This is a genomic window from Gordonia neofelifaecis NRRL B-59395 (assembly GCF_000192435.1).
Taxonomy (GTDB): Bacteria; Actinomycetota; Actinomycetes; order Mycobacteriales; family Mycobacteriaceae; genus Gordonia; species Gordonia neofelifaecis.
Map to the genome: position 1 here is coordinate 285591 of NZ_AEUD01000002.1, position 24283 is coordinate 309873.

The 24283-nt window shown below is 69.1% G+C and carries 26 protein-coding genes; 10 read left to right on the forward strand and 16 right to left on the reverse strand.

Going from position 1 to position 24283, the window contains the following annotated elements; all coding sequences use genetic code 11:
• Nucleotides 1–4: 4 nt before the first annotated feature.
• The 5 genes from SCNU_RS03610 to SCNU_RS03630 all read right to left on the reverse strand — a co-directional run bounded on the left by SCNU_RS03610 (nucleotide 5) and on the right by SCNU_RS03630 (nucleotide 5264).
• Nucleotides 5–361 carry a hypothetical protein gene (locus SCNU_RS03610; RefSeq protein WP_009677998.1) on the reverse strand — a complete coding sequence of 119 codons (357 nt, stop codon included), beginning with the start codon at nucleotides 359–361 and terminating at the stop codon, nucleotides 5–7.
• A 92-nt stretch (nucleotides 362–453) separates the two neighbouring features.
• Nucleotides 454–2271 carry an acetyl/propionyl/methylcrotonyl-CoA carboxylase subunit alpha gene (locus SCNU_RS03615; RefSeq protein WP_420795012.1) on the reverse strand — a complete coding sequence of 606 codons (1818 nt, stop codon included), beginning with the start codon at nucleotides 2269–2271 and terminating at the stop codon, nucleotides 454–456.
• Nucleotides 2272–2478: 207 nt separating this feature from the next.
• On the reverse strand, nucleotides 2479–3912 hold the full coding sequence (locus SCNU_RS03620; protein WP_009678000.1) for a condensation domain-containing protein: 1434 nt from the start codon (nucleotides 3910–3912) through the stop codon (nucleotides 2479–2481).
• A 16-nt stretch (nucleotides 3913–3928) separates the two neighbouring features.
• Nucleotides 3929–4354, reverse strand: coding sequence for a SufE family protein (locus SCNU_RS03625; protein ID WP_009678001.1), 426 nt, complete (start codon nucleotides 4352–4354; stop codon nucleotides 3929–3931).
• A 16-nt stretch (nucleotides 4355–4370) separates the two neighbouring features.
• Nucleotides 4371–5264: a sulfurtransferase gene (locus tag SCNU_RS03630; protein ID WP_040517573.1), complete on the reverse strand. Its 894-nt coding sequence runs from the start codon at nucleotides 5262–5264 to the stop codon at nucleotides 4371–4373.
• 190 nt (nucleotides 5265–5454) lie between these two features.
• Between SCNU_RS03630 and SCNU_RS03635 the strand changes: the two genes are divergently transcribed.
• Nucleotides 5455–6360, forward strand: a complete 906-nt coding sequence (locus SCNU_RS03635; protein ID WP_040517515.1) for a neutral zinc metallopeptidase — start codon at nucleotides 5455–5457, stop codon at nucleotides 6358–6360.
• Between the two features lie 91 nt (nucleotides 6361–6451).
• Here SCNU_RS03635 and SCNU_RS03640 read toward each other — a convergent pair whose 3' ends face one another.
• From SCNU_RS03640 to SCNU_RS03650, 3 genes are read right to left on the reverse strand one after another with little or no spacing between them, the layout of a single operon-like run.
• A complete protein-coding gene (locus tag SCNU_RS03640; protein WP_009678004.1) occupies nucleotides 6452–7126 on the reverse strand; it encodes a Maf family protein in 675 nt (224 codons plus the stop codon).
• The gene (locus SCNU_RS03645) at nucleotides 7123–7377 is read right to left on the reverse strand and encodes an acyl-CoA carboxylase subunit epsilon (RefSeq protein WP_009678005.1); all 255 of its coding nucleotides are present in this window, start codon (nucleotides 7375–7377) and stop codon (nucleotides 7123–7125) included. Before SCNU_RS03645 ends, SCNU_RS03640 begins: the two co-directional genes overlap by 4 nt.
• A 32-nt stretch (nucleotides 7378–7409) precedes the next feature.
• Entirely contained in the window at nucleotides 7410–9035 is a 1626-nt protein-coding gene (locus SCNU_RS03650; RefSeq protein WP_009678006.1) for an acyl-CoA carboxylase subunit beta, read from the reverse strand.
• A gap of 133 nt (nucleotides 9036–9168) precedes the next feature.
• Here SCNU_RS03650 and SCNU_RS03655 point away from each other — a divergent pair, with 133 nt between their 5' ends.
• Nucleotides 9169–9969 (forward strand): biotin--[acetyl-CoA-carboxylase] ligase, encoded by an 801-nt coding sequence (locus SCNU_RS03655; RefSeq protein WP_009678007.1) that lies wholly within the window; start codon nucleotides 9169–9171, stop codon nucleotides 9967–9969.
• 4 nt (nucleotides 9970–9973) lie between these two features.
• Here SCNU_RS03655 and SCNU_RS03660 read toward each other — a convergent pair whose 3' ends face one another.
• Nucleotides 9974–10579: a hypothetical protein gene (locus tag SCNU_RS03660; RefSeq protein WP_009678008.1), complete on the reverse strand. Its 606-nt coding sequence runs from the start codon at nucleotides 10577–10579 to the stop codon at nucleotides 9974–9976.
• A 122-nt stretch (nucleotides 10580–10701) separates the two neighbouring features.
• Here SCNU_RS03660 and SCNU_RS03665 point away from each other — a divergent pair, with 122 nt between their 5' ends.
• The 3 genes from SCNU_RS03665 to SCNU_RS03675 are packed head-to-tail and all read left to right on the forward strand — an operon-like array spanning nucleotide 10702 to nucleotide 13319.
• Complete coding sequence (locus SCNU_RS03665; protein ID WP_009678009.1) at nucleotides 10702–11256, forward strand: PH domain-containing protein; 555 nt, start codon at nucleotides 10702–10704, stop codon at nucleotides 11254–11256.
• Entirely contained in the window at nucleotides 11253–11945 is a 693-nt protein-coding gene (locus SCNU_RS03670; RefSeq protein WP_040517575.1) for a response regulator transcription factor, read from the forward strand. The genes SCNU_RS03665 and SCNU_RS03670 overlap by 4 nt, the downstream gene beginning before the upstream one ends.
• A gap of 6 nt (nucleotides 11946–11951) precedes the next feature.
• Nucleotides 11952–13319: a HAMP domain-containing sensor histidine kinase gene (locus SCNU_RS03675; RefSeq protein WP_009678011.1), complete on the forward strand. Its 1368-nt coding sequence runs from the start codon at nucleotides 11952–11954 to the stop codon at nucleotides 13317–13319.
• On the opposite strand, the gene SCNU_RS03680 is transcribed toward SCNU_RS03675, so the two are convergent.
• Nucleotides 13291–13851: a GtrA family protein gene (locus SCNU_RS03680; RefSeq protein ID WP_050792740.1), complete on the reverse strand. Its 561-nt coding sequence runs from the start codon at nucleotides 13849–13851 to the stop codon at nucleotides 13291–13293. The two genes, SCNU_RS03675 and SCNU_RS03680, sit on opposite strands and share 29 nt — an antisense overlap.
• A 90-nt stretch (nucleotides 13852–13941) precedes the next feature.
• On the opposite strand from SCNU_RS03680, the gene SCNU_RS03685 reads away from it, so the two are divergent.
• Together SCNU_RS03685 and purE are read left to right on the forward strand one after the other, a co-directional pair.
• Nucleotides 13942–15174, forward strand: a complete 1233-nt coding sequence (locus SCNU_RS03685; protein ID WP_009678013.1) for a 5-(carboxyamino)imidazole ribonucleotide synthase — start codon at nucleotides 13942–13944, stop codon at nucleotides 15172–15174.
• Nucleotides 15175–15235: 61 nt separating this feature from the next.
• The gene (gene purE / locus SCNU_RS03690) at nucleotides 15236–15757 is read left to right on the forward strand and encodes a 5-(carboxyamino)imidazole ribonucleotide mutase (protein ID WP_009678014.1); all 522 of its coding nucleotides are present in this window, start codon (nucleotides 15236–15238) and stop codon (nucleotides 15755–15757) included.
• Nucleotides 15758–15772: 15 nt separating this feature from the next.
• Here the strand turns inward: purE and SCNU_RS03695 are convergent, their stop codons facing one another.
• From SCNU_RS03695 to SCNU_RS03710, 4 genes are read right to left on the reverse strand one after another with little or no spacing between them, the layout of a single operon-like run.
• Nucleotides 15773–16783 (reverse strand): NAD(P)H-dependent flavin oxidoreductase, encoded by a 1011-nt coding sequence (locus SCNU_RS03695; protein ID WP_009678015.1) that lies wholly within the window; start codon nucleotides 16781–16783, stop codon nucleotides 15773–15775.
• Between the two features lie 4 nt (nucleotides 16784–16787).
• A complete protein-coding gene (locus SCNU_RS03700) occupies nucleotides 16788–17486 on the reverse strand; it encodes a GNAT family N-acetyltransferase (RefSeq protein WP_009678016.1) in 699 nt (232 codons plus the stop codon).
• Entirely contained in the window at nucleotides 17483–18301 is an 819-nt protein-coding gene (locus SCNU_RS03705) for a dienelactone hydrolase family protein (RefSeq protein ID WP_009678017.1), read from the reverse strand. Before SCNU_RS03705 ends, SCNU_RS03700 begins: the two co-directional genes overlap by 4 nt.
• Nucleotides 18298–18672, reverse strand: a complete 375-nt coding sequence (locus SCNU_RS03710) for a nitroreductase family deazaflavin-dependent oxidoreductase (protein WP_009678018.1) — start codon at nucleotides 18670–18672, stop codon at nucleotides 18298–18300. The genes SCNU_RS03705 and SCNU_RS03710 overlap by 4 nt, the downstream gene beginning before the upstream one ends.
• 78 nt (nucleotides 18673–18750) lie before the next feature.
• Here SCNU_RS03710 and SCNU_RS03715 point away from each other — a divergent pair, with 78 nt between their 5' ends.
• Nucleotides 18751–19449: a TetR/AcrR family transcriptional regulator gene (locus tag SCNU_RS03715; protein ID WP_009678019.1), complete on the forward strand. Its 699-nt coding sequence runs from the start codon at nucleotides 18751–18753 to the stop codon at nucleotides 19447–19449.
• A gap of 75 nt (nucleotides 19450–19524) precedes the next feature.
• Nucleotides 19525–20694: an acyl-CoA dehydrogenase gene (locus SCNU_RS03720; protein ID WP_009678020.1), complete on the forward strand. Its 1170-nt coding sequence runs from the start codon at nucleotides 19525–19527 to the stop codon at nucleotides 20692–20694.
• A gap of 70 nt (nucleotides 20695–20764) precedes the next feature.
• Here SCNU_RS03720 and SCNU_RS03725 read toward each other — a convergent pair whose 3' ends face one another.
• Both SCNU_RS03725 and SCNU_RS03730 read right to left on the reverse strand, forming a co-directional pair.
• A complete protein-coding gene (locus SCNU_RS03725; protein WP_009678021.1) occupies nucleotides 20765–21460 on the reverse strand; it encodes a TIGR03089 family protein in 696 nt (231 codons plus the stop codon).
• A gap of 20 nt (nucleotides 21461–21480) precedes the next feature.
• A complete protein-coding gene (locus tag SCNU_RS03730; protein WP_009678022.1) occupies nucleotides 21481–23196 on the reverse strand; it encodes an LCP family protein in 1716 nt (571 codons plus the stop codon).
• 167 nt (nucleotides 23197–23363) lie between these two features.
• On the opposite strand from SCNU_RS03730, the gene rfbD reads away from it, so the two are divergent.
• Complete coding sequence (gene rfbD / locus SCNU_RS03735; RefSeq protein WP_009678023.1) at nucleotides 23364–24281, forward strand: dTDP-4-dehydrorhamnose reductase; 918 nt, start codon at nucleotides 23364–23366, stop codon at nucleotides 24279–24281.
• The last annotated feature ends 2 nt before the right edge of the window (nucleotides 24282–24283 follow it).

Here is a 24283-nt window from a genome sequence, read left to right on the forward strand (position 1 = left end):
GGAGTCAGCGGCCGGGGAGTGCTGTGCGCAGCGGTGAGGGAACGACGTCCAGCAGCGCGGCGGCGCAGCGGGACGCGGGGTCCACTGCGGCCACCAGGGCGTCGTCGAACTGATCACGACTGACGCCGGACAGGGTCCCCGATGCGTCGACTCCGATGACCGCCGCCAGCTCTCCGGTGGTCGGAACGCAGACCGCCCAGGTGAGGCCGGACTCGTCGGCCCAGCCGGCGTCGGCGGCGCGGATGTAGCCGACCGGGTCGGTGACGCCGAGCAACTCCAGAGCTGGCACGTCTGAGAGCCGGTCGTCGTGCCGCAGCGCACGCAGATACCAGGCCCCGGCGTTTACTTCGACGGCTTCCATTCCCCGCCTCACTCCTCCCCTGAAACGACTTGTGCCGTGTTCCGGGACCCATCGGGTCACGGAACACGGCACAAGCTTACGTGCGCTGCGAGCTACTTGATCTCGAGCAGGACGGTGCCCTGGGTGACGGCGGCGCCGGCCTCAGCGGACAGACCGGTGATGGTGCCCGCCTTGTGCGCGGTGACCGGGTTCTCCATCTTCATCGCCTCGAGGACCACGACCAGGTCGCCCTCGGCGACCTCGTCGCCCTCACCGACGGCGACCTTCACGACGGTGCCCTGCATCGGAGCGGTCACGGCATCGCCCGAAGCCGCGGCTCCGCCGCCCTTCTTGCGGGTGCGCGACTTCGGCTTACGGCGGACGGCGCCGTTGGTGCCGCCACCGCCACCGAGGTTGAGATCGCCCGGCAACGAGACCTCGACGCGTCGACCGCCGACCTCGACGACCACCTTCTGGCGCGGAGCGTCGTCCTCGTCGTCGAGCGGCTGGCCGCCGGTGAACGGCTCGATCGGGTTCTCCCAATCGGTCTCGATCCACTTGGTGTAGATCTCGAAGCTCTCGACGCCGTTCTCATCGGTGCTGCCGATGAACGCGGGGTTCGAGACGATGTGGCGGTGGAACGGGATCACGGTCGCCAGACCGTCGACCTCGAACTCGGCCAGGGCACGACGCGCGCGCTCCAGGGCCTGGGTGCGGTTCTCGCCGGTGACGATCAGCTTGGCGAGCATCGAGTCGAACTGGCCGCCGATGACGTCGCCCTGGCGGACACCCGAGTCGACGCGGACGCCGGGGCCCGACGGCTCGCGGTAGACGCTGATGGGGCCCGGTGCGGGCAGGAAGCCGCGACCGGCGTCCTCACCGTTGATGCGGAACTCGAACGAGTGGCCGCGCGGCGCCGGATCCTCGGTGAACTCGAGGACCTTGCCCTCGGCGATGCGGAACTGCTGGCGCACCAGGTCGATGCCCGCGGTCTCCTCGGTGATCGGGTGCTCGACCTGCAGTCGGGTGTTGACCTCGAGGAACGAGATGGTGTCGCCCTGGACCAGGTACTCGACGGTGCCCGCACCGTAGTAGCCGGCCTCCTTGCAGATGGCCTTGGCGGAGCTGTGGATGCGTGCGCGCTGGTCGTCGGTCAGGAACGGCGCGGGGGCCTCCTCGACGAGCTTCTGGAAGCGGCGCTGCAGCGAGCAGTCGCGGGTGCCTGCCACGATCACGTTGCCGTGCTGGTCGGCGATGACCTGAGCCTCGACGTGGCGGGCCTTGTCGAGGTACTGCTCGACGAAGCACTCACCGCGGCCGAAGGCTGCGACGGCCTCGCGGGTCGCCGACTCGAAGAGCTCGGGGATCTCCTCGACGGTGTGTGCGACCTTCATGCCGCGACCGCCGCCGCCGAAGGCCGCCTTGATGGCCACCGGCACGCCGTACTCCTTGGCGAACTCGACGACCTCGTCGGCGCCCTTGACCGGGTCCTTGGTGCCTGCGGCCATCGGCGCCTTGGCGCGCTCGGCGATGTGGCGAGCGGTCACCTTGTCGCCCAGGTCGCGGATCGCGGCCGGGGGCGGGCCGATCCAGGTCAGCCCGGCGTCCATCACGGCCTGCGCGAACTCGGCGTTCTCGGAGAGGAAGCCGTAGCCGGGGTGGATGGCGTCGGCGCCCGACTTGGCAGCGGCGTCGAGGACCTTGTCGAACACCAGGTACGACTCGGCCGAGGTCTGGCCGCCGAGAGCGAAGGCTTCATCGGCCAACTGGACGAACAGTGCGTCGGCGTCCGGCTCTGCGTACACGGCGACGCTGGCGATGCCTGCATCCTTCGCGGCGCGAATGACACGGACGGCGATCTCACCGCGGTTGGCGATGAGGACCTTCCTGATGGTCGTCTGACTGATCTCAGCGGAACTGGTCACTGGCACTCCTGTGGCGCCGCCGGGGGCGGGCCGTTGTCGGGGACGGTTTGTCACCATCCGGGGTCGACGGGCTGCGTCTCGCGCGGGAGTCTCCCGCTCGTGGCGTCCGACACGTGGCTCGCATTCCACGGGCCAACGTGATTTCCGCGACTCAGATTAACGCACCGAACAAATGCTCGGTGCGGGGCGTCTCGCGCAAGTCCAGAAAATGGTCTACCCGTCTTTGGCCGTACGCGCGAGTAGGTCGGCGAAGCGGTCGAGGAAAACAGACACCTCCTCCGCGCCGTGCGCTGGATATCGCGCATGCATCCGGATTCCCCCCGGCGTGCGATTCACCCATACGTAGACCTCGTCATCGGCGTAGGAATGGCTGCGTAGAACGCGTGCGCCCCCCTCGTCGCCTGCGGCGGCCCGGGGCGTGGCCCGGGTATCCATGTACGACACCACCATGGTCGGCGAACCCGCCAGTCCGATGAGATCCGCCACACGAAGGAACGGGAGCTCGCTGCCGTGGCGGGTCGCGGTCAGGGCCTCGGTACTGCGCCGAGCGGCTTCGGCCAACGGCGGATCGTCGGAGACGTCGACGACCAGCGGTGCGAGGCCGACGAACCACCCCAGAGAATGTGACCAAGATCGCTCGGTGCGGGTGTGTCGCGGCATGATGATCGCGAAGTCGTCGGCCCCGGTGGTCGCCCGGAAGGCGACCGCCAGAGCGCCGAGCAGTCCGCCGACGAGCGACGCCCCCGACGCGGCGCAGTAGTCCTCGTATCGGAGTGCGGCAGCGTCGTCGAGCAGCAGCCGAGTGCGGGCGGGCTGCACGGGCGTGACGGGCGCGGGCTCGTTGGCCTCCGAGGCGCCTATGGGACGGGTCGGCGACGATGCCAGCGGGGTGAGGAGCGGATTCGGCGGCATCGTGCCTCCGTAGCGTCCGATGAACTCCGCCCAGGTGCGTGCGGCCCGATGGTCGGTGTCCGCGGCGTCGGCGGCCCGGCGTTGGGCGTCGGAGAAGTCGAGGTAACTGCCGACCGGCTCGAGCATCGGCGGGCGCCCCTCGCGCGCGGCGCGGTAGAGCTCCGTCAGCTCGTGATGGGCGGTCACCAGGGAGTAGCCGTCGACGAGAGAGTGGTCGGCGGCGAAGAGAAGCGTGAAACTCCGTGGGCGGGCGACGGTGGCGAACCGGTAGGCCGGCCAGTGCAGGGGAGCGGTCGCGCGGTCGAACGACCCGGCGATCTGCTCGAGCAGCAGCGGCGTCTCGGTGTACCAGCCGATCCGCGCCACCTTCACGTGCACCGTGTCCGTCTGAGTGGTGTAACGCTCGGTGCGATAGTGAGCTTGGCGGTCGGCCTTCAACACGACATGGGTGCGCAGCACCTCGTGGCGGTTGATGTACGCGACGATCGCCGTGCGAACCGCGGGCACGGACATCGGCTCGTCGAACTCGATGGACAGACCGAGCCAGGATTCGCGACCGCCTTCACGATGCGTCAGCGCACGGTATTCGAAGGCAGACCGCAGATGCTGCTCGTGATTGTGGGACGTCTCGCGGACGTCGCGGCGCCAACTGCCGAGACCGCCCGGCACCGCCGGTATCCACTCGACCAGGCCTCCGGGTTCGATCGGAGCGTCGAGAATCTGCTGGAAATCCATTGCCTGGGCGAGAGTCTCAGCTCGCGGTCTGCTCGGAGACCTGCCGTTTGATACGAGTCAGCATGCCCGCCATGCCGTTCAACCGGAGCGGGCTGATGACCGACGACAGCCCCAGATCGTGGAAGAAGTCGTTGGGCACCGCGGCGATCTCGTCGGCGGTCGCGCCGTCGAGGCCCTCGTGCAGAATCGACGCGAACCCGCGGGTCGTCGGCGCCTCCGGCGGCGCGCTGAAGAACAGCCGCACCGCCGAGGCGTCGGACGCGTCGACCGACAGGAAGATCGGGGACTGGCACTCCGGCACCGGCTCCATCGCCTCCGGCTTCAGTGATTCCGGCAGGTCCGGGAGCTCACGCGAGAACTCCAGGAGCAGGGTGACCTTGTCGGAGTCGGCCAATTCGGCGAAGTCCGACACGATCTCGGCGAGGGGAGCGGGCAATGTCATGCGAATCTTCCGGAGATCAGTTGCCTGCGACCGCGCCGGGCTCGTCGCCCATCACGATCGGGACGCGAACGCGGTTACCCCACTCGGTCCACGAGCCGTCGTAGTTCCGGACGTTCTCGAAGCCGAGCAGGTGGGTCAGCACGAACCAGGTGTGGCTGGAGCGCTCGCCGATGCGGCAGTACGCGATGGTCGGGTTCTTCGGATCGAATCCGGCGTAGACCTCTTGGAGCTCGGGAAGCGTGCGGAACCGGCTGTCCGGCGCGGCGGCCTTGGCCCACGGGATCGACACGGCCGTCGGGATGTGACCGCCGCGCAGCGCGCCCTCCTGCGGGTAGTCGGGCATGTGGGTGCGCTCGCCGGTGTACTCCTGCGGCGACCGGACGTCGATCAGCGGCGTGGAACCCAGCTCGGCGAGCACGTCCTCGGCGAAGGCGCGGATCTTGGTGTCGTCGCGCTCGACGACCGGGTAGTCGGTCTCGCGGTACACGGGGACGTCGAAGGAGGTCTCGCGCTGCTCATCCATCCACGCGTCACGGCCGCCGTCGAGCAGTCGGACGTCCTCGTGACCGAAGAGCGTGAAGACCCAGAGGGCGTACGCCGCCCACCAGTTGCTCTTGTCGCCGTAGATCACGACCGTGTCGTCGCGGGCGATGCCCTTCTCGCTCATCAACTTCGCGAACTGCTCGCCGTTGATGTAGTCGCGGGTCACCGGATCGTTCAGGTGGAGGTGCCAGTCGACCTTCTGAGCGGTCGGAATGTGGCCGATGTCGTAGAGGAGCACATCCTCGTCCGACTCGATGATCTTCAGGCCGGGCGCGCCGAGATGCGCCGACAGCCACTCGGTCGTCACCAAGCGCTCCGGATGTGCGAACTTGGCGAAAGCCGGATTCGGATCGAATTCCACAGTCACTGAGGGTCTCCCGCCTCTGCTGGTTGGGACGCGGCCGAAACCGGCCACCGCTATCAGCATACGGACGCCGACCCCGATGTGTTGCGGCGGATCGCTCTGGCGGATCGCGGCGATCAGGCGCCCGGCCTGCGCGATCGACCGAATGACACCTCGCGCGACCATCGGTCGGGTCGGTGTTAGCGTTCCGTGCATGTCGAGTCGGGGAACATGGCGGGGGCGCCGGGCGCTGGTCCTGCCGGTGGTGGCGGTCGTGGCGATGCTCGGCCTGGTCGGATGCGGGGTCGACGGCACGCCGCAACGAGCCACGCCCAAGGAGCCGATCCACTGCTCGGCCACCGAATGTCCCGAGCTTCCGGTGTTCTCGGCCAAACGGCTGGCTCCGTCGGGAGTGAACGATGCCAATGAGTCGACTGCGGTGCCCGCGTACCTGACAGCGGTACTCGACGACCTGGACGTGGTCTGGCAGGACTGGTTCGCACAGCTCAACATCGAGGAGGCGAGCGCCGGGCGTGTGCTCATCGCACCGGGTCAGGCCTTCCACAGCGACTGCCTCGGGTCGGGCGAACTGCCCGACGGTATTCCGAGTGACTTCCCGAACGCCTTCTTCTGCCCCCGCGACAATCAGCCGGACGGCAGCGGAACCAATCGCCAGGGTTCGGTGATCCTGCCCGTGCAGACGTTCACCGACATCTGGAACGGCAAGCTGATGGGATCGTCCGGGATCATGCTGGGCGACTTCACCGCCGCCACGATCATCGCCCACGAGTACGGGCACAACGTCGTGTACCGCCTGGGCAAGGCCTATGGGGTGAGCGAGACCGGCGGGCCGTCCGGTGATGACAAGGAATTGATCGCGGACTGTTTCGCCGGCAACTGGGCGGCTACCGTGTTCGAGCGCAAGGACCTCTCGTTCACATCGATCCTGCAGGCGGCGGCGCTGATCGTCAGCGTCGGCGACGCCGCCCCCGGGCAGGGACACGGCACCTCGGTCGCGCGCGCGGAGGCCCTCTGGCGGGGCTTCAGCGACAACCTCAAGCGTCAGGGCCAGCCCGGCGACTGCCTGAAGCGCTACTGGCCCGCAGTCTTGAAGAGCTGAGCGAGAGCTCGTCGCGCGGTCGACGCGTGTCCACCCCGGGAAGGCCGCGGCGGACGTTCGCGCAGACCAGTCGGGCGCAGCCCCGCCGCGGCTACTCGACGACCCAGAGGTCCGTCACATCGACGCCGACGTCGGCGAGGAGGCGGCGGACCAGGGGGAGGCTGATGCCGATGACCGACGACGGATCGCCGTCGATGCCGTCGATCAGCCAGCCGCCGAGGCCGTCGAGGGTGAACGCGCCGGCGACCTCGAGCGGCTCGCCGGTGGCGGCGTAGCGGGCGAGGATGTCGTCGGAGACGTCGGAGAAGAAGATCGCGGTCGACTGACTGTGCGCCGCAGATGCGACGACCGCCCCGTCACGCAGCCGCCGGACGCAGTGCCCGGTGATGAGGTGGCCCGTGGTCCCGCGCATCTGCTGCCAGCGGTTGACAGCGGCCTCGACGGTGTGCGGTTTGCCTGCCAGGACGCCGCCGGTGAGCAGCATCGAGTCACAGGTCAGCACGACCCCGTCGGCGACTGCTCCCGCGGCTTCGGGGGCGTCTCCGCCGAGCACTGCGGCGACCACCGCGTCGGCCTTCGCCTCGGCGAGACGGGTGACGATCTGGGCGTGCGGTGCGCCCGCCAGCTCGTCGAGCAGGGCGTCCTCGTCCACATCAGAGACGACGACCGCCGGCCGCAGACCGGCGTCGCGCAGCACGCGCAGGCGTGCGGGCGATGCCGACCCGAGGACGACGGTCGTCGAGGTGGAACTGTGCGGCGCTGTCACCAGCCGCCGCGGTTGGTGAAGCTGGCGGGCTGGCCCCAGCTCTCGCGGAACATGTCGACGGGACGACCCCAGTCATTGCGGAGCTGCGGTCCGGCATCGGCCGAGCCGCCGCCCGCTGCGGCGAAGACGCCGACCAGCGCGGCCAGCTCCTCGTCGGTCGGGTTGCCGTCGACGATGGTCAGGAACGGACGGGCCGGCTTCTCATCGCCGCTCGTGCCGTCGACGTCTGCACTGTGAATGTCTGCAGTCATGTGCGAGTCGCCTTTCTCGATCGGTGAGCGGTTTACAGCGGGATGTTGCCGTGCTTCTTCGGCGGCAACTGCACCATCTTGCGCTCGAGCAGCTTGAGGGCGTTCGCGATCTGACCGCGGGTGTGGCTCGGCGGGATGACGGCGTCGACGTATCCGCGCTCGGCGGCGACGTACGGGTTCACCAGGGTGTCCTCGTACTCCTGCTGCAGCTCGAGGCGCAGGGCGTCGACGTCCTCGCCGTTCGCCTCGGCCTCCTTGAGGCGGCTGCGGTAGACGAAGCCCACCGCGCCCGAGGCGCCCATGACCGCGATCTGCGCGGTCGGCCACGCGAGGTTCACGTCGGCGCCCATGTGCTTGGAGCCCATGACGTCGTACGCGCCGCCGTAGGCCTTGCGGGTGATGACGGTGATCTTGCCGACCGTCGCCTCGCCGTAGGCGTAGAGCAGCTTGGCGCCGCGGCGGATGATGCCGTTGTACTCCTGCTCGGTGCCGGGCAGGAAGCCCGGGACGTCGACCAGGGTGACGATCGGGACGTTGAAGGCGTCGCAGGTGCGGACGAAGCGCGCGGCCTTCTCCGAGGCGTCGATGTCGAGGCAGCCGGCGAACTGGGTCGGCTGGTTCGCGACGATGCCGACGCTGCGGCCGTCCACCCGACCGAAGCCGACGATGACGTTCATCGCGCGCTCGGCCTGGACCTCCAGGAACTCCTCGTCGTCGAGGATGTTCCGGATGACGTTGTGCATGTCGTACGGCTGGTTCGGGGAGTCCGGGATGATCGTGTCGAGCGCGATGTCGTCCTCGGTGAGGTTGTCCTCGATGGCGCCGACGCGCTCGGGCGCGGGCATCCGCGGGGCCTCGGCGCGGCAGTTGCTCGGGAGGTAGCCCAGCAGCTCCTTGACGTAGTCCAGGGCGTCTTCCTCGTCCTGGCCGACGTAGTGGGCGACGCCCGACTTGGTCATGTGGGTGTGCGCGCCGCCCAGGTCCTCCTGGGTCACGTCCTCGCCGGTGACGGTCTTGATGACGTCGGGGCCGGTGACGAACATCTGGCTGGTCTGGTCGACCATCACCACGAAGTCGGTCAGCGCGGGGGAGTACACGTGGCCGCCGGCGTTCGGGCCCATGATCAGCGAGATCTGCGGGATGACGCCGGAGGCGCGGACGTTGCGGCCGAAGATCTCGCCGTAGAGGGCCAGGGAGACCACGCCCTCCTGGATGCGGGCGCCTGCGCCCTCGTTGATGCCGATCAGCGGGCGGCCGGTCTTGATCGCCAGGTCCATGACCTTGACGATCTTCTCGCCGTAGACCTCGCCGAGGCTGCCGCCGAACACCGCGGCGTCCTGGCTGAAGACGCAGACCTCGCGGCCGTCGACGGTGCCGTACCCGGTGACGACGCCGTCGCCCATCGGGCGGCGCTCGGCGAGACCGAAGTTGGTGGAGCGGTGACGCGCCAGGGCGTCGAGTTCGACGAACGAGCCCTCGTCGAGCAAGTGGGTGATGCGCTCGCGGGCGGTGAGCTTGCCCTTGGCGTGAACCTTCTCAGCAGCGGCTTCGCCGACTGGGAACTCGGCCTCGGCGAGGCGATTGCGCAGATCGGCGAGCTTGCCCGCCGTGGTGTGGATGTCCGGCGCGGCGCCGTCGTCGCGTGAAGCAGTCGTCATGGGATCCGATGCTAACGAGCCGCACCCAGGTCAGGTCAACCGCGGCGAGAATGTGAGAATATCCTCACATTAGAAATCACTCGGACGGGAGTGCTGTGAGTGTATTCACTCGTGGCCCGTAGAGTGCAGGTTCATGAGAATCGACGTCCCTGACCGGCGAGTCCTGACGAGCGATCTGGCGGGTACTCGATGGCACGCGATCGAGGTGGTCGCGGAGACCGGCTCGACGAATGCCGATCTGATCGCGCGCATCGACGCCGGCGAGGACCTCGGCGGCACAGTGCTGATCTCGGCACGGCAGACGTCGGGCCGTGGCCGGCACGCGAGAGTCTGGGAGACCCCGCCCGGGCAGCTCGCGATCTCGGCGGCGGTGGCCGTCGACCCGTCCGCGATCAATCATCTGGGCTGGCTGTCGTTGCTGACCGGACTCGCGGTCCACGACGCGGTGACCGAGCTGACCGGGACGGGCCTGGAACTCAAGTGGCCCAACGACGTGCTCGCCCCGGGCGGCCGCAAGATCTCCGGCATCCTGTCGGAGTTCCGGCTCACGCCGGGCGGTGGCGGGGTCGCGGTGATCGGCACCGGACTGAATTTGGATCTGCCCGTGGGGTCGGCACCGGACACCGCTGCGTCGATCAGCGGACTCACCGACGGTCCGGTGGATCAGACGCGGGTCGCGGGCGCGTATCTGCGAGCGTTGTCGGTGCGGCTGGATTCCTGGCCCGACGACATCGCCGCGCTCGCCGAGAACTACCGCGCGGTCAGCGCGACGCTCGGTTCGAGAGTCCGGTTGATCCTCCCCGGCGACGCCGAGGTGATCGGACGCGCCGTCGACATCGATGACGAGGGACGGGTCGTGGTCGACGGGCCCGACGGTCGAGTCACCGCGTCGGCGGGCGATGTGACCCACCTGCGGCCGGCACCCGGCTCGTAAGCCGTCAGCTCCGGTTGCGGTTGCTGCTGGCGTGTCCCATGGTCGGGATCAGTGTGAGCACGGGCAGCCCGATGATCAGATGCAGGACGGCCGTGCCGATCCCCGACGAGATCTGATCCGACAGCAGCAGCGGCAGGATCACGGCGGCCGCGATCAGCAGTCCGACGATCCAGCGGTAGAACTGATTCGGTGCCGGGGTGCCCACCTGAAGCAGGTACCAGAGGGCGCCACCGAGGATCGCGCACACGAAGCCGGCGACCGCGAACCAGACTTCGTCCTGGGCGAGGGGATTCCAGATGCCGAACTGGCCGGACTCGTTGATCTTCTGCGTGATCGCGCGGATCACCCAGGCGGCCAGCCACGCGGCGAGACCGGTGACCACGCCGGTCATCAGGACGCCGCCGCAGAACATCAACGGGTCGATGTCCGGGCCGCGCCGCGGCGGCTTGCTCGGGGCGGGCTGCTGCGCATACGACGGGTCGTATGCGCTCCGGCTGTAGTCGGCGGCGTTGGCGTCCGGGTACTGCGGGTAGTCGCCGGGCTGGCTGTAGGCGCGGGTCGGCGGCGGCTGTTGGTGGTAGCCCGGGTCATGCGGATCGTTGTACGTCATGGTCCTTGCCTGTTGTCACTGCCTGTTGTCACTGTTTGCGATCGCGGGGCGGGGACCCCGATGCGGCCAGTGTAGACCCGATATCAGCCCCTCCTAAGAATCCGGCACTAAGGTGAAATCTCATGGGTTACCCGCGCGAGAACCTTGCGCCCGGCGAAGTCGTCGTCATCCACCGGCATCCGCATTGGAAGAGCCTGTTGCTGCCGGTGCTCACGTTCTGGATGTTCACCGGCGCCGCGGGAGTGGCGATCGGCTACACGAGGGCGTCGTCGATGGCCGATGATGTGAAGTTCTGGTTCACCGTGGTGATCGGCGTGCTCTGGCTGCTCGCGGCCGCGTGGTTCCTCGCTCGGCCGCTGCTGTCGTGGAAGACGACGCACTTCGTCGTCACCGACCGGCGGGTGATCTACCGCAACGGCATCCTCACCCGATCCGGCATCGACATTCCGATCCGCCGGATCAACACGGTGGAGTTCCGGCACGGACTCGTCGACCGGATGCTCCGCACGGGGACGCTGGTGATCGAGTCGGCGTCCGACGAGCCGCTGTCGTTCCATGACATTCCGCAGGTGGAAGCCGTGCACGCGCAGCTGTACCAGGAGTTGCTCGACGAGGACGACGAGCCGGACACGCGGTCAGGTGAGTTCCGGTACGACGATCGGGAGTGGCGCCGATGACCGGGTCGCGTGCGGTGCTCCTCGCCGAGGACGACACGGCGATCGCCGAGCCGCTCGCGCGTGCGCTGACTCGCGAGGGCAACGACTGCGACATCGCCGGGACCGGCCCCGACGCCCTGAAGATGGTCATGACCGGCGACTACGGCCTGCTGATCCTCGATCTCGGACTGCCGGGCATGGACGGGCTCGAGGTCTGTCGCCGAGTCCGGAGCGAACTGCCGCAGCTGCCGGTGCTGATGCTGACGGCCCGCACCGACGAGGTCGACTTCGTGGTCGGTCTGGACGCGGGCGCCGACGACTATGTCGGCAAGCCCTTCCGGCTCGCCGAACTCTTGGCGCGCGTCCGTGCGCTCATGCGGCGCAGCGTCGCCGCCGTCGACGAGGAGGAGGTCCTCGACATCGGCGGCATCCGACTCGACTCGCGCGCCCGCCGGGTGGTGGTGGACGGAGAGGACCTGACGCTGGCGAACCGGGAGTTCGACCTGCTGCGGTTCCTGATGGAGCGCGCCGGCGAGGTGGTCTCGCGCGACGACATCATGACAGCGGTGTGGGGGTCGACCGACCTGCGTTCGTCCAAGACTCTCGACATGCACATCTCGTGGATCCGGCGGAAGATCGGCGACGACCGGCCGAAGGAGCGCAGGCACATCGTGACGGTTCGCGGTGTCGGCTTCCGCTTCGATCCGTAGGCAGGCATGCGGCACCGAATACTGAAGATGATGATCGCGTCGCTCGTCGCGATGGGCGTGATGTTCGGCGTCCCGATGACGATCATCACCTGGGACTGGTTCGCCACGTCCGCACACCAGGACCTCTCGCAGCGGCTCAAGCGGATGAGCGAGCACGTGCTCGCCGAGGAGGCGGCCGGTCGTGCGGTGCAGCCGCACGACCTCGACCTCGAGCAGTTCCGGTTGCTGGTGCCGTCGAACGGACGGCTGACGCTGACCTATCGGGTGCCCGATCCGACCGCGCCTGGCGGCTACGACCGCGGCACGCGGCAGCTCGGGTACGTCTTCGACGGTGCCGCGGTGTCCGAGTCGGTCAACCTCGGGCCGAACGCCGATCTCACGCTGGCGATCCCGCAGGAGGACGTGCGGCCCACCCAGCTGCTCGCCGTGCTGACCATGCTGCTCGCGATCCTGGTCGCGGTGGTCGGCGGCGCCATGGTGGCGGTGGTGACCGCGCGGCGGCTGTCCGAACCGCTGTCCGATGTCGCCAGACGCGCGGCGGCCATGGCCCACGGCGACTTCTCGTCGGACTGGCCGACGTACGGGATCGACGAGCTGGACCGGGTGTCGGCGGCGCTGGCCGACGCGAACGACGAGATCGCCCTGCGACTGGAGCGCGAGGGGGAGATCATCGGCGACGTCTCGCATCAACTGCGCAGCAGGCTCACCGCGATCCACCTTCGGCTCGACGAGCTGACCCTCCACGAGGACCCGGCAGTGGTGGCCGAGGCCGAGGCGGGGATGGAGCAGGTGGAGCGGCTCGCCGACGAACTCGACGAGATGATCGCCGCCTCCCGTGCGGACTCGAAGGCGCGCGCGGCGATCGACGTGGCAGCGGTGGTCGAGACCCTCGTCCACGACTTCGAGCCCGCGTACCGCGCGGCGGGCCGGTCGCTGCGCATGGTGATCGACGAGCCGGATCAGGCGACCTACGGGCGGCCGGGCAGGCTTCGGGAGGCACTGAGCGTGCTGGTCGACAACGCTCTGGTCCACGGTGCCGGCGACTGCGTGGTCCGTGTCGGGGCCGTGCAGACCAACGAGATGGTGCGGATCACGGTGTCCGACGAGGGCGACGGCGTCGCGGACGACCTGGTGCCCGGCATCTTCCGCCGAGGCGTCTCGGGTGGCGGCCGCAGTGGGCTGGGACTGTCGTTGGCGCGGGCGCTGGTGGAGGCGGACGGCGGTCGCCTCGACTTGGTGTCGCGCCGGCCCGCGGTGTTCTCGGTGGTGGCGCCGATGCATTCGGCGACGGGCGGACTCGATGCGGGTGAGGAGTCAGGCGGCGCCGACGGCGCAGGCCCCGACGTCACGCGTGTCCGAGTTCCTCATCGCTGAGCTCGTCCGAGTTGGGATGGATGTCGGTGGATCCGCCCTCACCGCCACGCGGCTGCTCGTCGGGGAAGGCGAACCGGCGGAGCGCCCAGAAGCGGAACCCCATGCCGAGCAGGTTGCCGATGATGAAGCCCAGGATGAAGTCGACGATCGCGAGTTCGACGCCCTGGATGTTCTCGCGCATGTTGAACACGTTGTTGCCCAGCCAGAGCGGAGCAGCGGCCAGGAGCACGCCGATTCCGCTGATGCCGAAGAACAGCATGGCCTCGTGATGCTTCTCGCGTCCGCCGCGGTTCTTGAACGCCCATTCGCGGTTCAGGACGTAGCTGAGGATCACCGCGACCACGCCCGAGATGATCCTTGCGATCACCGGTTTCGCTTCGAGCACGCTGAACACCAGTGCGTAGTAGACGGCCATGTCGACGACGAAAGTGGTGCCGCCGACGATTGCGAATTTGATCAGTTCGCTGTGCTTGAGCACCAGACGTCGCACGGGCTCCGGCAGGCTCTTCACTGCCCCGTCAATAGTCGGCACAAGGTTCGAGTGTACGTACTACGCCTCGTCGAATCGTCATCGACCGGCGGTGGTGCGCGTCTCGCCGCCTCGGCATGACACCATTGACCGGTGACTTCCAGCCCGGACCGGCGCAGCACCGGCATGCCCACCGTCACCATGATCGGCGGCGGCCAGCTCGCACGAATGACCCACCAGTCGGCCATCGCACTCGGCCAGTGCCTGCGGGTGCTCGCCGGCGGCGCCGACGATCCCGCCGCGCAGGTGAGCGCGAACGTCGTTCTCGGATCGCACGACGATCTCGAGGCCTTGCGTGCGGCGGCGGAAGGCTCAGTGGCCGTGACCTTCGATCACGAGGGGGTGCCGCTGGCCCATCTGCAGGCGCTCGAAGCCGAAGGCGTCCAGGTACGACCGCCGTCGAAGGCGCTGCATTTCGCCCAGGACAAGCTCGCGATGCGGACCAAGCTCGCCGCACTCGGTCTGCCCGTGCCCGACTTCGCCGATCTCTCGGGGAACGTCGCCGCCGCGCGCGAGGTGCTGACGGCGTTCGGCGAGACCCACGACTGGCAGGTCGTCATCAAGGCGGTCCGCGGCGGATACGACGGCCGCGGCGTGTGGTTGACCGACTCCCGCGAGGAGGCGCTGGCCGTGTTCGATGCACAGGCCGGCGGCGACACCGTGCTGATGGTGGAGCAGAAGGTCGCGATGGCCCGCGAGCTGTCGGCGATGATCGCGCGCTCGCCGTACGGGCAGGGCGCCGCCTGGCCGGTGGTCGAGACCGTCCAGCGGCACGGGCAATGCGCCGTCGTACTGGCACCGGCGCCCGGACTGAGCGACGACGCGGCGCAGCGCGCTCAGCAGATGTCGCTGAAATTGGCCGACGAGCTCGGCGTCGTCGGCGCCATGGCGATGGAGTTGTTCGAGACGGTCGACGGCGAGCTCATCGTCAACGAACTCGCCATGCGTCCGCACAACAGCGGCCACTGGACGATGGACGGCGCGGTCACCTCGCAGTTCGAACAGCATCTGCGCGCGGTGCTCGACTATCCGCTCGGCGACACCTCGGCGCGCTCGGACGTCGTGGTGATGGCGAACATCCTCGGCGCCGACACCGCGCCCGAGATGTCGATGGATGAGCGGCTGCACCATCTGTTCGCGCGGATGCCCGAGGCGAAGGTGCACCTGTACGGGAAGTCCGAACGCCCCGAACGCAAGATCGGCCACGTGAACATCGTCGGGCAGCCGGGCGAGTCCGTCGAGGACGTTCGGGAGCGAGCCGAGCGGGCCGCCCAGTGGATGAGCACGGCTCGGTGGACCGACGGCTGGGATCCGCACGGCGAGTGAGGACGACGACTCCGGGGCAGTAGCCTCAGACACCATCCGCACCGATCGACTGGAGACATCTATGACCGCACCGAACACCCCGCCCGCACCCCGCGTCGGACTGATCATGGGCAGCGACTCCGACTGGCCGACCATGCAGGCCGCGGCCGAGGCGCTCGCCGAGTTCGGCGTGCCCTTCGAGGTCGGTGTCGTGTCGGCTCACCGCACACCGCAGCGAATGCTCGACTACGCCGAGAACGCCGCGGCGCGCGGCATCCAGGTGATCATCGCCGGTGCGGGCGGCGCCGCCCATCTGCCGGGCATGGTGGCTTCGGCGACGCCGTTGCCCGTGATCGGCGTCCCGGTGCCGCTCAAGTACCTCGACGGGATGGACTCGCTGCTGTCGATCGTGCAGATGCCCGCGGGCGTCCCGGTCGCGACGGTCTCCATCGGCGGTGCCCGGAACGCGGGTCTGCTGGCGGCCCGCATCCTCGGAGCCTCGGATCCGGCACTGCAGGCGGCCATGGCGAAGTTCCAGGCGGGCCTGGAGGAGATGGTGCTGGAGAAGGACGAGAAGCTGCGCCGGAGCCTGTTCGAGGACTGACCCCGCTCGGGTCTCCTACGGTCGCAGCGCGGCGACGACCTCCGCCGCGGGAATCGCCTGCGCGGCGCGGAACCCGGTGCCCGCCCAGAGGTTGATCACCTCGGGGTCGGCGGAGCCCGCCCGCCGGATCCCGCCGGTCAGGGTGTTGATCTGCGGGTAGACCGGGGGCGCCGCCGCAGTGTGCGCAGCGATGAAATCGTTGACCAGTCCGCGCGCGAGCCGCCCGGAGTAGGCGCGGGTGGTCGCCGTCTCGGCGAACCTCGGGTCGACCAGCGCATCGCGATGCGCCTGCTTGGTACCCGCCTCCGGGCAGCGCAGGAGCAGCGTTCCGATCTGTACGGCGGTCGCCCCCGCGTCGATCAACGCGACGACGTCCGCGCGCGAGCCGACGCCGCCCGCGGCGACCACCGGGAGTCCGGTGGCGTCGACGACGGCGGTGAGCAGCGTCAGGGTGTCGAACCCGGGATCGTCGTCGAGGATCCGGAAGGTCCCGCGATGACCGCCCGCCGACACGCCCTGCGCGCAGAGGGCGTCGACGCCGGCCTCGCGTGCGAGGAGTGCCTCGTCGACGCACGTCACCGTGCCGGCGACGAACACATCCGCGGCGTGCAGCCGGTCGATCGTCGCCGCGTCGGGGCAACCGAAGGTGAACGAGGCGACCGGCACTCGCTCATCGATGAGGACCTGGACCTTGGCGTCGAAGTCGTCGTCGGTGAACGCGACGTTCTCGGGCAGTGGCGCATCGAGGCGCTCGGCGAGCGGGACGAGCCGGTCGCGGTACGTCGTGAAGGCCTGCTCATCGAAGGGAATCTCCTCGGGGACGAACAGATTCACTCCGAACGGGGCGTCGGTCAGCGTGCGGATCTCGTTGATCGTCGCCCGCAGTCGTTCGGGCGTGAGGTAGGCACCTCCGTAGAATCCGAGGCCCCCGGCATTCGAGACGGCCGCGGTGAGCGCGGACGTCGAGGCGCCGCCGGCCATCGGGGCTCCGGCGATCGGGACGGTCAGGCGGTCGAAGCTGAACACGGTCCTATTCTCCTCTCGGAACCCGGAGGATCTCCAGGCTGACGTCGCTGCGCAGGACGAAGCCCATCGCCTCGTACAGCCCTCGCGCGGGATTGTCCGCGGTGGTGTGGAGGAACGGGGTGTCGCCGCCGTCGACGATCAGCTGCGCGACCGCCGCGACCAGCCGTCGGGCGAATCCCCGGCCGCGCGCGTCCGGGTGAGTGCACACGGCGCTGATCTCGACCCATCCCGGCAGGCGCAGTCGCTGTCCGGCCATCGCCAGCAGCCTGCCGTCGACGTCGCGGAGGCCGAGGTACGCGCCCATCTCGACGGTGCGCGGAAGGAACGGGCCGGGACGGGTCAGCTCGACCAGTGCGGTCATCTCGGCGACGTCCTCGCGGCCGAGCACCACCGCCTCGGGATCGGCGCGCGGCGTGACGTTCTCACCCGAGTACTGGACCAGGTCGAAGGTCTCGATGTGCGTCCATCCGGCGGGAACCGGGGTGCGACGGTCGCGGAGCCCGACGGTGTGCCCGGGGCCGGCGAGCGCCGCCAGATCGGCCCAGTCGGCGTCGGTCATCTCGCGGGGATGCCCGTAGAACACCGAGACCTCGGGATCGAAGGCCGTGATCCGTCCCCGGGCCCGCGCGAAGTGCGACTGCCTGCCGGTGAGCGCGCCGGTGAACGGATCGTCCAGCGGCGTCAGATCGACGGCGCTGGTCATCCGACCGACAGCTTGTCGCGGAAGAAGTCGATGATGGCGTCGAGGGCGTCCCGGGTGGGCTCGCCGGGCTCGTCGATCAGATGCTCCGTGACCACCGAGTGCGGCGGAAGGAGTCCGGCGGGGTTGGCCGACTCATCGGGGAGGTCGACGCCGATGAACGCCTCGCCCAACTGCTCGCGGAGGAACTCGAACCGGCTTCCGGGGACCAGCACGTCGCCCTCGAATCGGGCACCCATCACTTGAAGTCCCTTGGCGCACCGGGCTTTCACCGTCGACAGGTCGTCGGGCGAGATGTCGATGTTTCGTCGGCGGGACGGGCTGATGCCGAGCGGCATCGACGGCTGCGACAGCACCGGTGCCAGCATCGTCTCATCGGCCGCCATGGCCAGAGCGAATCCGCCGGTGACGCACATGCCGATGGCGCCGACGCCCGGACCGCCGCATTCGGCGTGCGCGTGGCGGGCGAGGGCGCGCAGCCAGTCGACGACGGGTGAGGACTTGCCGGTGGCGAAGACGGTGAACTCCCGGCTCACGCACACCGTGGTGAGCGACCGCGCCATCAACGCACCGGTGCGCGGGAGCCCGCGCAGGCCGTTCGGATTCGGATCGGCCCCGTCGACGCCGAAGAGCGACGGGACGAACACGGTGAGTCCCGCGTTCGAGACCCGGCGTGCGAAATCGGCGACCTTCGGCGTGATGCCGGGGATCTCCGGGATCACGACCACCGCGGGACCAGCGCCACGACGGTAGTAGCGGTGGGTGACGCCGTCGGCCGTGAACTCGTCGCGGGCGAAGTCCTCGAGGCGGTCGCTCATGCGTCGACGACTCGGCCGTAGAGGACTGAGTCGGCGAGCATCGCCGGGATCCGCGCCGACTTCACGACATCGGGGGAGTCGGACGGCAGGATCCGCGCGCCGGCGATCGCGAGGGGCTTGCCCTCGCGAATCAGGGTGAACTCGCCTGCCGCGAGGACGTTCTTGACCCAGTCGGACTCGGTGCCGTAGTTCAGAGCGATGCTGATGCGGCCGTCGTCGACGAAGGCGAGGACTGGAGTTCGGTACTGCCGGTTGGACTTCCGGCCGATGTGTTCCACCACCGCCCACGGTGCGAGGCGATCGGCCCAGAGGCCCTGGATCGGATTGGTGACGTACTTGTTGATGCGCGCGACGACATGCGGGACCTTCATGGGTCCAGCTTGCCCCATCGACTCCGGTTCGGCGAGGTCGCGGCCTGCCGGGGCGCGATCTGCGGAATAATGACGGTCATGGCGACGACCGATCAGGTGCACACCGATCCCGCGGAGTTCCGCATGCACGTCGTCGCCGAGTCGATTCGTCTGTTCTCTGAACGCGGCTACGAGTCGACGCCGGTCGACGAGGTCGCGGCGGCTGCGGGTGTCTCGCGCCGGACCCTGTTTCGGCAGTTCCGGTCCAAGGAGGATCTGATCTTCGCCGACCACGAGTCGCTGCTCGAACAGGTCGGCGACCAGCTCCGCGCCGACGAGGAGGCCGACGCCGATCCGTGGTGGTCGGTGTGCGCCGCCGCGGAACTGGTCTTCGCGCACTTCGCGACCGTCCGCGATCTCGCGGTCCGTCGCTATCGGGTGGTCGCACAGGTGCCGGCGCTCCGCGACCGGGAGCTCGTCACGACATATCGGTATCAGCGCACGTTCGAGGACTTCCTGCGTCGCCGTCGGCCGGACGTGCCGCGCGTGCGGATCATCGCGTTCGCCGCGGCCGTCACCGGCGCGCACAACTACCTGCTCCGCTCGATGATCAGGGGCGACGAGAACGCGACCGCGGCCACCCTGCACGCCGAACTGCTGGCCATCCACGGCGCGGTCGGCGCGTATGCGGACGCCGAACGTCCGGGGTCCCAGCAGGTGGCGGTGGTGAGTTTTCCAGCGGGAACGTCGCCAGATGACGTCGCTGACGAGGTGCGGAGACAATTGACGCGGCACTGAGTGCCGTGGTGAACTTGAAGAGAAGAATATGACGGCACTCGGTGACACGCTTGGTGCGACATCAAAGGAGAACTGATGGGCAAGTTCGGGAACCCCGATTTCGACCTCTTCCAGCTTCCGGAGGAGCACCAGGCGCTGCGCGAGGCCATCCGCGCGCTCGCCGAGAAGGAGATCGCGCCGCACGCCAAGGACGTGGACGAGAACGCCCGCTTCCCGGAGGAGGCCCGCGCCGCGCTGGTCGCCAACGGTTTCAACGCCGTGCACGTGCCGGAGCAGTTCGACGGTCAGGGCGCCGACTCGGTGGCCGCCTGCATCGTGATCGAAGAGGTCGCGCGAGTCGACGTCTCGGCCTCCCTGATCCCCGCCGTCAACAAGCTCGGCACCATGGGCCTGATCCTGTCCGGTTCGGACGAGCTCAAGGCCAAGGTGCTGCCGTCGATCGCGTCGGGTGAGGCGATGGCCTCCTACGCGCTCTCCGAGCGCGAGGCGGGCTCGGACGCCGCGTCGATGAAGACCCGCGCCCGCAAGGACGGCGACAGCTGGGTCCTCAACGGCTCCAAGTGCTGGATCACCAACGGCGGCAAGTCCACCTGGTACACCGTCATGGCAGTCACCGACCCGGAGAAGGGCGCCAACGGCATCTCCGCGTTCATGGTCCACAAGGACGACCCGGGCTTCACCGTCGGCCCGCTGGAGCACAAGCTCGGCATCAAGGGCAGCCCCACCGCCGAACTGTACTTCGAGAACTGCACCATTCCCGAGGACCGGGTCATCGGCGACGAGGGCACCGGCTTCAAGACCGCCCTCGCGACGCTCGACCACACTCGTCCGACGATCGGCGCACAGGCCGTCGGCGTCGCCCAGGGCGCGCTCGACGCCGCCATCGCCTACGTCAAGGACCGCAAGCAGTTCGGCAAGAGCATCAGCCAGTTCCAGGGCGTCGAGTTCATGATCGCCGACATGGCGATGAAGGTCGAGGCCGCACGCCTGATGGTCTACACCGCGGCCGCCCGCGCCGAGCGCGGCGAGGGCAACCTCGGCTTCATCAGCTCGGCCTCGAAGTGCCTGGCCTCCGATGTGGCCATGGAGGTCACCACCGACGCCGTCCAGCTGTTCGGCGGCGCGGGTTACACGACCGACTTCCCGGTCGAGCGCATGATGCGCGACGCCAAGATCACGCAGATCTACGAGGGCACCAACCAGATCCAGCGCGTCGTCATGAGCCGCGCCCTGCTGCGCGGCTGATCGGCTGACCGGTCCGCAACGATCAACAGTGTTCCCCGTTACCACCCGGTGGTAACGGGGAACACTGCTGTCAGGTGCGGGTGGAGCCGGTCTTCTCCGTCGCGGCGATCTTCGACAGCCGGACGTCGTCGGCGTCGCCGCCGACGTACACCAGCGACGCGCCGGCGAGCAGCGGGGCCGCGAAGTTCGCGACGACGTCCTCAGCCGTGCGCCAACCGCGAGTCGTCAGCACTCGGTCGCCCGGAGCGAGGTCGGGGTCCACCGCGGCGAGCACCTGCTCGACGGTGATCGCGTCGACGGCGTCGGTGCCCGCGCCGCCGGCGACGAAACGATCGCCGTGCGCGCGGACGGCCTCGCCGAAGTCGCTGACGCCGACCGGCAGATCGCGCACGCCCATCGCGAACGGATCGAGCGGCACGACGATCACCTCGTCCTCGTCGTGCGCGTCGAGGCGGTCATGGGAGACGAAGGCGGCACGACCGTCCGCGGCGTCGTCGGCCACGTCGACGGCGACGCCCGCCCACCACGCGCCCAGCAGTACCGCCGCGGTCTGCCAGTGCTCGGGGAGATCGACGCGCACGCGGTCGCCCGCCGCCAGGCCGAGCTCGTCGCGCAGGTAGTTGCCGATCTTGGCGGCCCAGTTGCCGAGTGTCGCGGCGGAGAGCTCGGTCCGCTCGCCCGTCGACTCGTTGTAGTAGGTCAGCAGCGGACGAGCGTGGTCGGGGACTGCGGCGAGAATCGCGCCGGTGACAGTGGATCGGCTCATCGGAACCCTTCGAGTGAGTGCTAGTTGACGCAGACGGGGCCGTCGGTGTCGGCCTTGATGACCGGTCCGGCCTGCGGTTTCGACGACGTGGTCGCGCTCGATTCCGACGTGCTCTCCTCGCCCGTGCCGGAGAGCGCGCCGAGTCCGAAGTTATAGGTGTTCGTCAGGACCAGGCGGAGTTTGTTCTCGGGGAGCGACGAGTCCTCGCGGATCTCGATCTCTCCGGCCTTCAGGTCCTTCACCAGCTGCTTCGCGCCCTCGTTGTCGGCGGAGCCGGCGAAGATGAGCGAATCGAACTCGTTCATCGGCTTGCTGGACGTGGCGCCCTGCCCGTAGCCGAGTCCGACGAGGAGGCGCTGGACGTTCGAGGCCAGGCCGTCGACTGTCCCCGCGTTCACCACGTCGACGGTGTAGTCGCTGCGGGGATTGGACGACTTCGCCTGCGAGCTACGGCCGAGCTGGCTGTCGACGAAGGTGTGGACCGCTTGCGGATCGACCTTCAGCACCGACTGCGTGCCGTCGTCGCTCCACGCCTGGTCATCCTCGATCGGGATGGTGGCGAACTTGACGTTTCCGCCGGTGAGGTCCTTGAGGTTCTCGACGAAGGACAGGATGTCCCATCCGCTGTCGATCATCACCGACCGCGAGACCGCGTCCTGCAGCTCCTGCAGTTTCCCGGTGTTGGTCAGCGTCTGTGTCGAGAGGATCTTCTGGGCCAGCGACGCCATGTAGACCTGCTGACGGGTGATCCGGTCGAGGTCGCCGCGAGGGAGGTCGTGGCGCTGACGGACGAAGCTCAGTGCCTTCGGCCCGTTCAGCGTCTGCCGTCCGGCGCGGAACCTGGCTCCGGAGAACGGTTCGTTCACCGCGTTCTTGAGGCAGACGTCCACGCCGCCGACCGCGTCGGTCAGCAACGCGAACCCCAGCAGACCGACTTCCGCGTAGTGGTCGACGGTGATGCCCGTGAGATTCGCGACGCTGTCGATCAGCGCCTTGCGGCCGGCCTTGGTCCCGTCCTTCTCCGCCTGAGCCTCGGCTGTGCCCTGTTCCACCTCGGTGGTCCGGACGCTCTCCTTGGTCGCGCCGTACGCGGCGTTGATCTTGCTCATGCCGATGCCCGGCACGTCGACGTACGTATCGCGCGGAATCGAGATCGCGGTGGCCTTGGAACCGTCTTCCGGGATGCGCACGAGCACGATGGTGTCGGTGCTGGTGCTGACGTCGCCGCCGACGCGGAGCCACTTCAGCTCGTCCTCCGGCAGCGGGTCGCCCTTCGCGTCGACGCGCGAGTCGGTGCCGACGAGCAGGATGTCGACGGCTCCGTCGTCGCCGCCACCCAGGCCCAGATCGCTGAGGAGGGTCACCGCGCCGTTGAGGCTGCGGACCTTGGCCCAGCCGAGTCCGGTGACGACGAGGATCATCACCGTCGCCAGCGCGACGACGGCGCGGCCGATGTTCTTGGGCGCGACGCCCGCGATCGGCCGCGTGGCCCACAGTCGCAGCGCGGCGCGCAGACTGCCGGGCGGCGGGCCCGCGGGCGGCGCCGTCTGAGTGTGTTCGGCACGCGGTCGACGACGGCTGGTGTGGATCTCCTCCGACGCTCGACGGGAGCGTGCGCCCGCCCCGGTCCGAGTGGGCGTCGAACGCCGCGATGCGGAACCGCCGGTGCGGCCGCGTCGCGGGCGCTCGGTGTCCCTGCCCTCGGGCTCCGTCGAGCCTTCGCGTCCTGACTCCACCTGTCGCGTCGTCCCTTCCCTCGTCTGCGGCGCTGATCTCTCGCAAGAATACTGATGCCGCGCCGGGTTGCCGGGGAGGCGCAGCCGGGGGAGACCACGGTGATCTGCAGCACGGGCCGCGCCGGTCGGGGCGCGCGGACGACGCGAATGGGCCAGGATGGTGACCCATGAGTTCGCAGCAGGTGTTCATCGTCGGTGCCGCCGGGCAGGTGGGGCGCGCGCTCCTGGCGTCCCGGCCGGACCGTGACGTCGTGCCCCTGACCTCGGACGACATCGACATCCGAAGCGATGACTCGGTTCGCGAGGCGTTGGCGGGCATCGCACCCGGCGACGTCGTCATCAACGCCGCGGGTTACACGGCGGTGGACGCCGCCGAATCGGACCGCGAGGCCGCGTGGGCCGTCAACGCCGACGGGCCGGCGAATCTGGCTGCGGTGACGGGCGCGTCGGGGGCCCGGCTGATCCACCTCTCGACGGACTACGCCTACGCCACGACCGCGCTCGGCGACGACGGGGCGCCGCGGCCGTTCGAACCGGCCGACGAGACGGTCGAACCGGCGACGGTCTACGGCGCGAGCAAGCTCGAGGGCGATCGCGCCGCGCAGCGCGCGGATCCCGCGACGGTGGTCGTGCGGACCGCGTGGGTGTTCACCGGCGGACGCGGCGACGCCGACTTCGTTGCGACGATGGTGCGGCTGGAGACCGAACGCGACGTCGTTCGGGTGGTCGACGACCAGGTCGGCTCGCCGACCTATGCGCCGGACCTGGCGAAGGCCCTCTGGGAGCTGGTCGACCGGCTCGATTCGCCGGCTCTCGCGGCTGGGGCGGTCGTGCATGCGACCAATGCGGGGGCGACGTCGTGGTGGGAGCTCGCGCGAACCGTGTTCGCCGAAGTCGGAGCCGATCCCGAGCGCGTGCAGCCGTGCACGACCGACGAGTTCCCCCGCCCGGCGCCGCGCCCGTCGTACTCGGTGCTCTCCGGGGCGAGCTGGGCGGCCGCCGGACTGTCGCCGCTGCGGAGCTGGCGTGACGCGGTCCACGATTCGCTTACCGCCCGGTCAGATGACCACGGCCTGCTCGGTTAGTC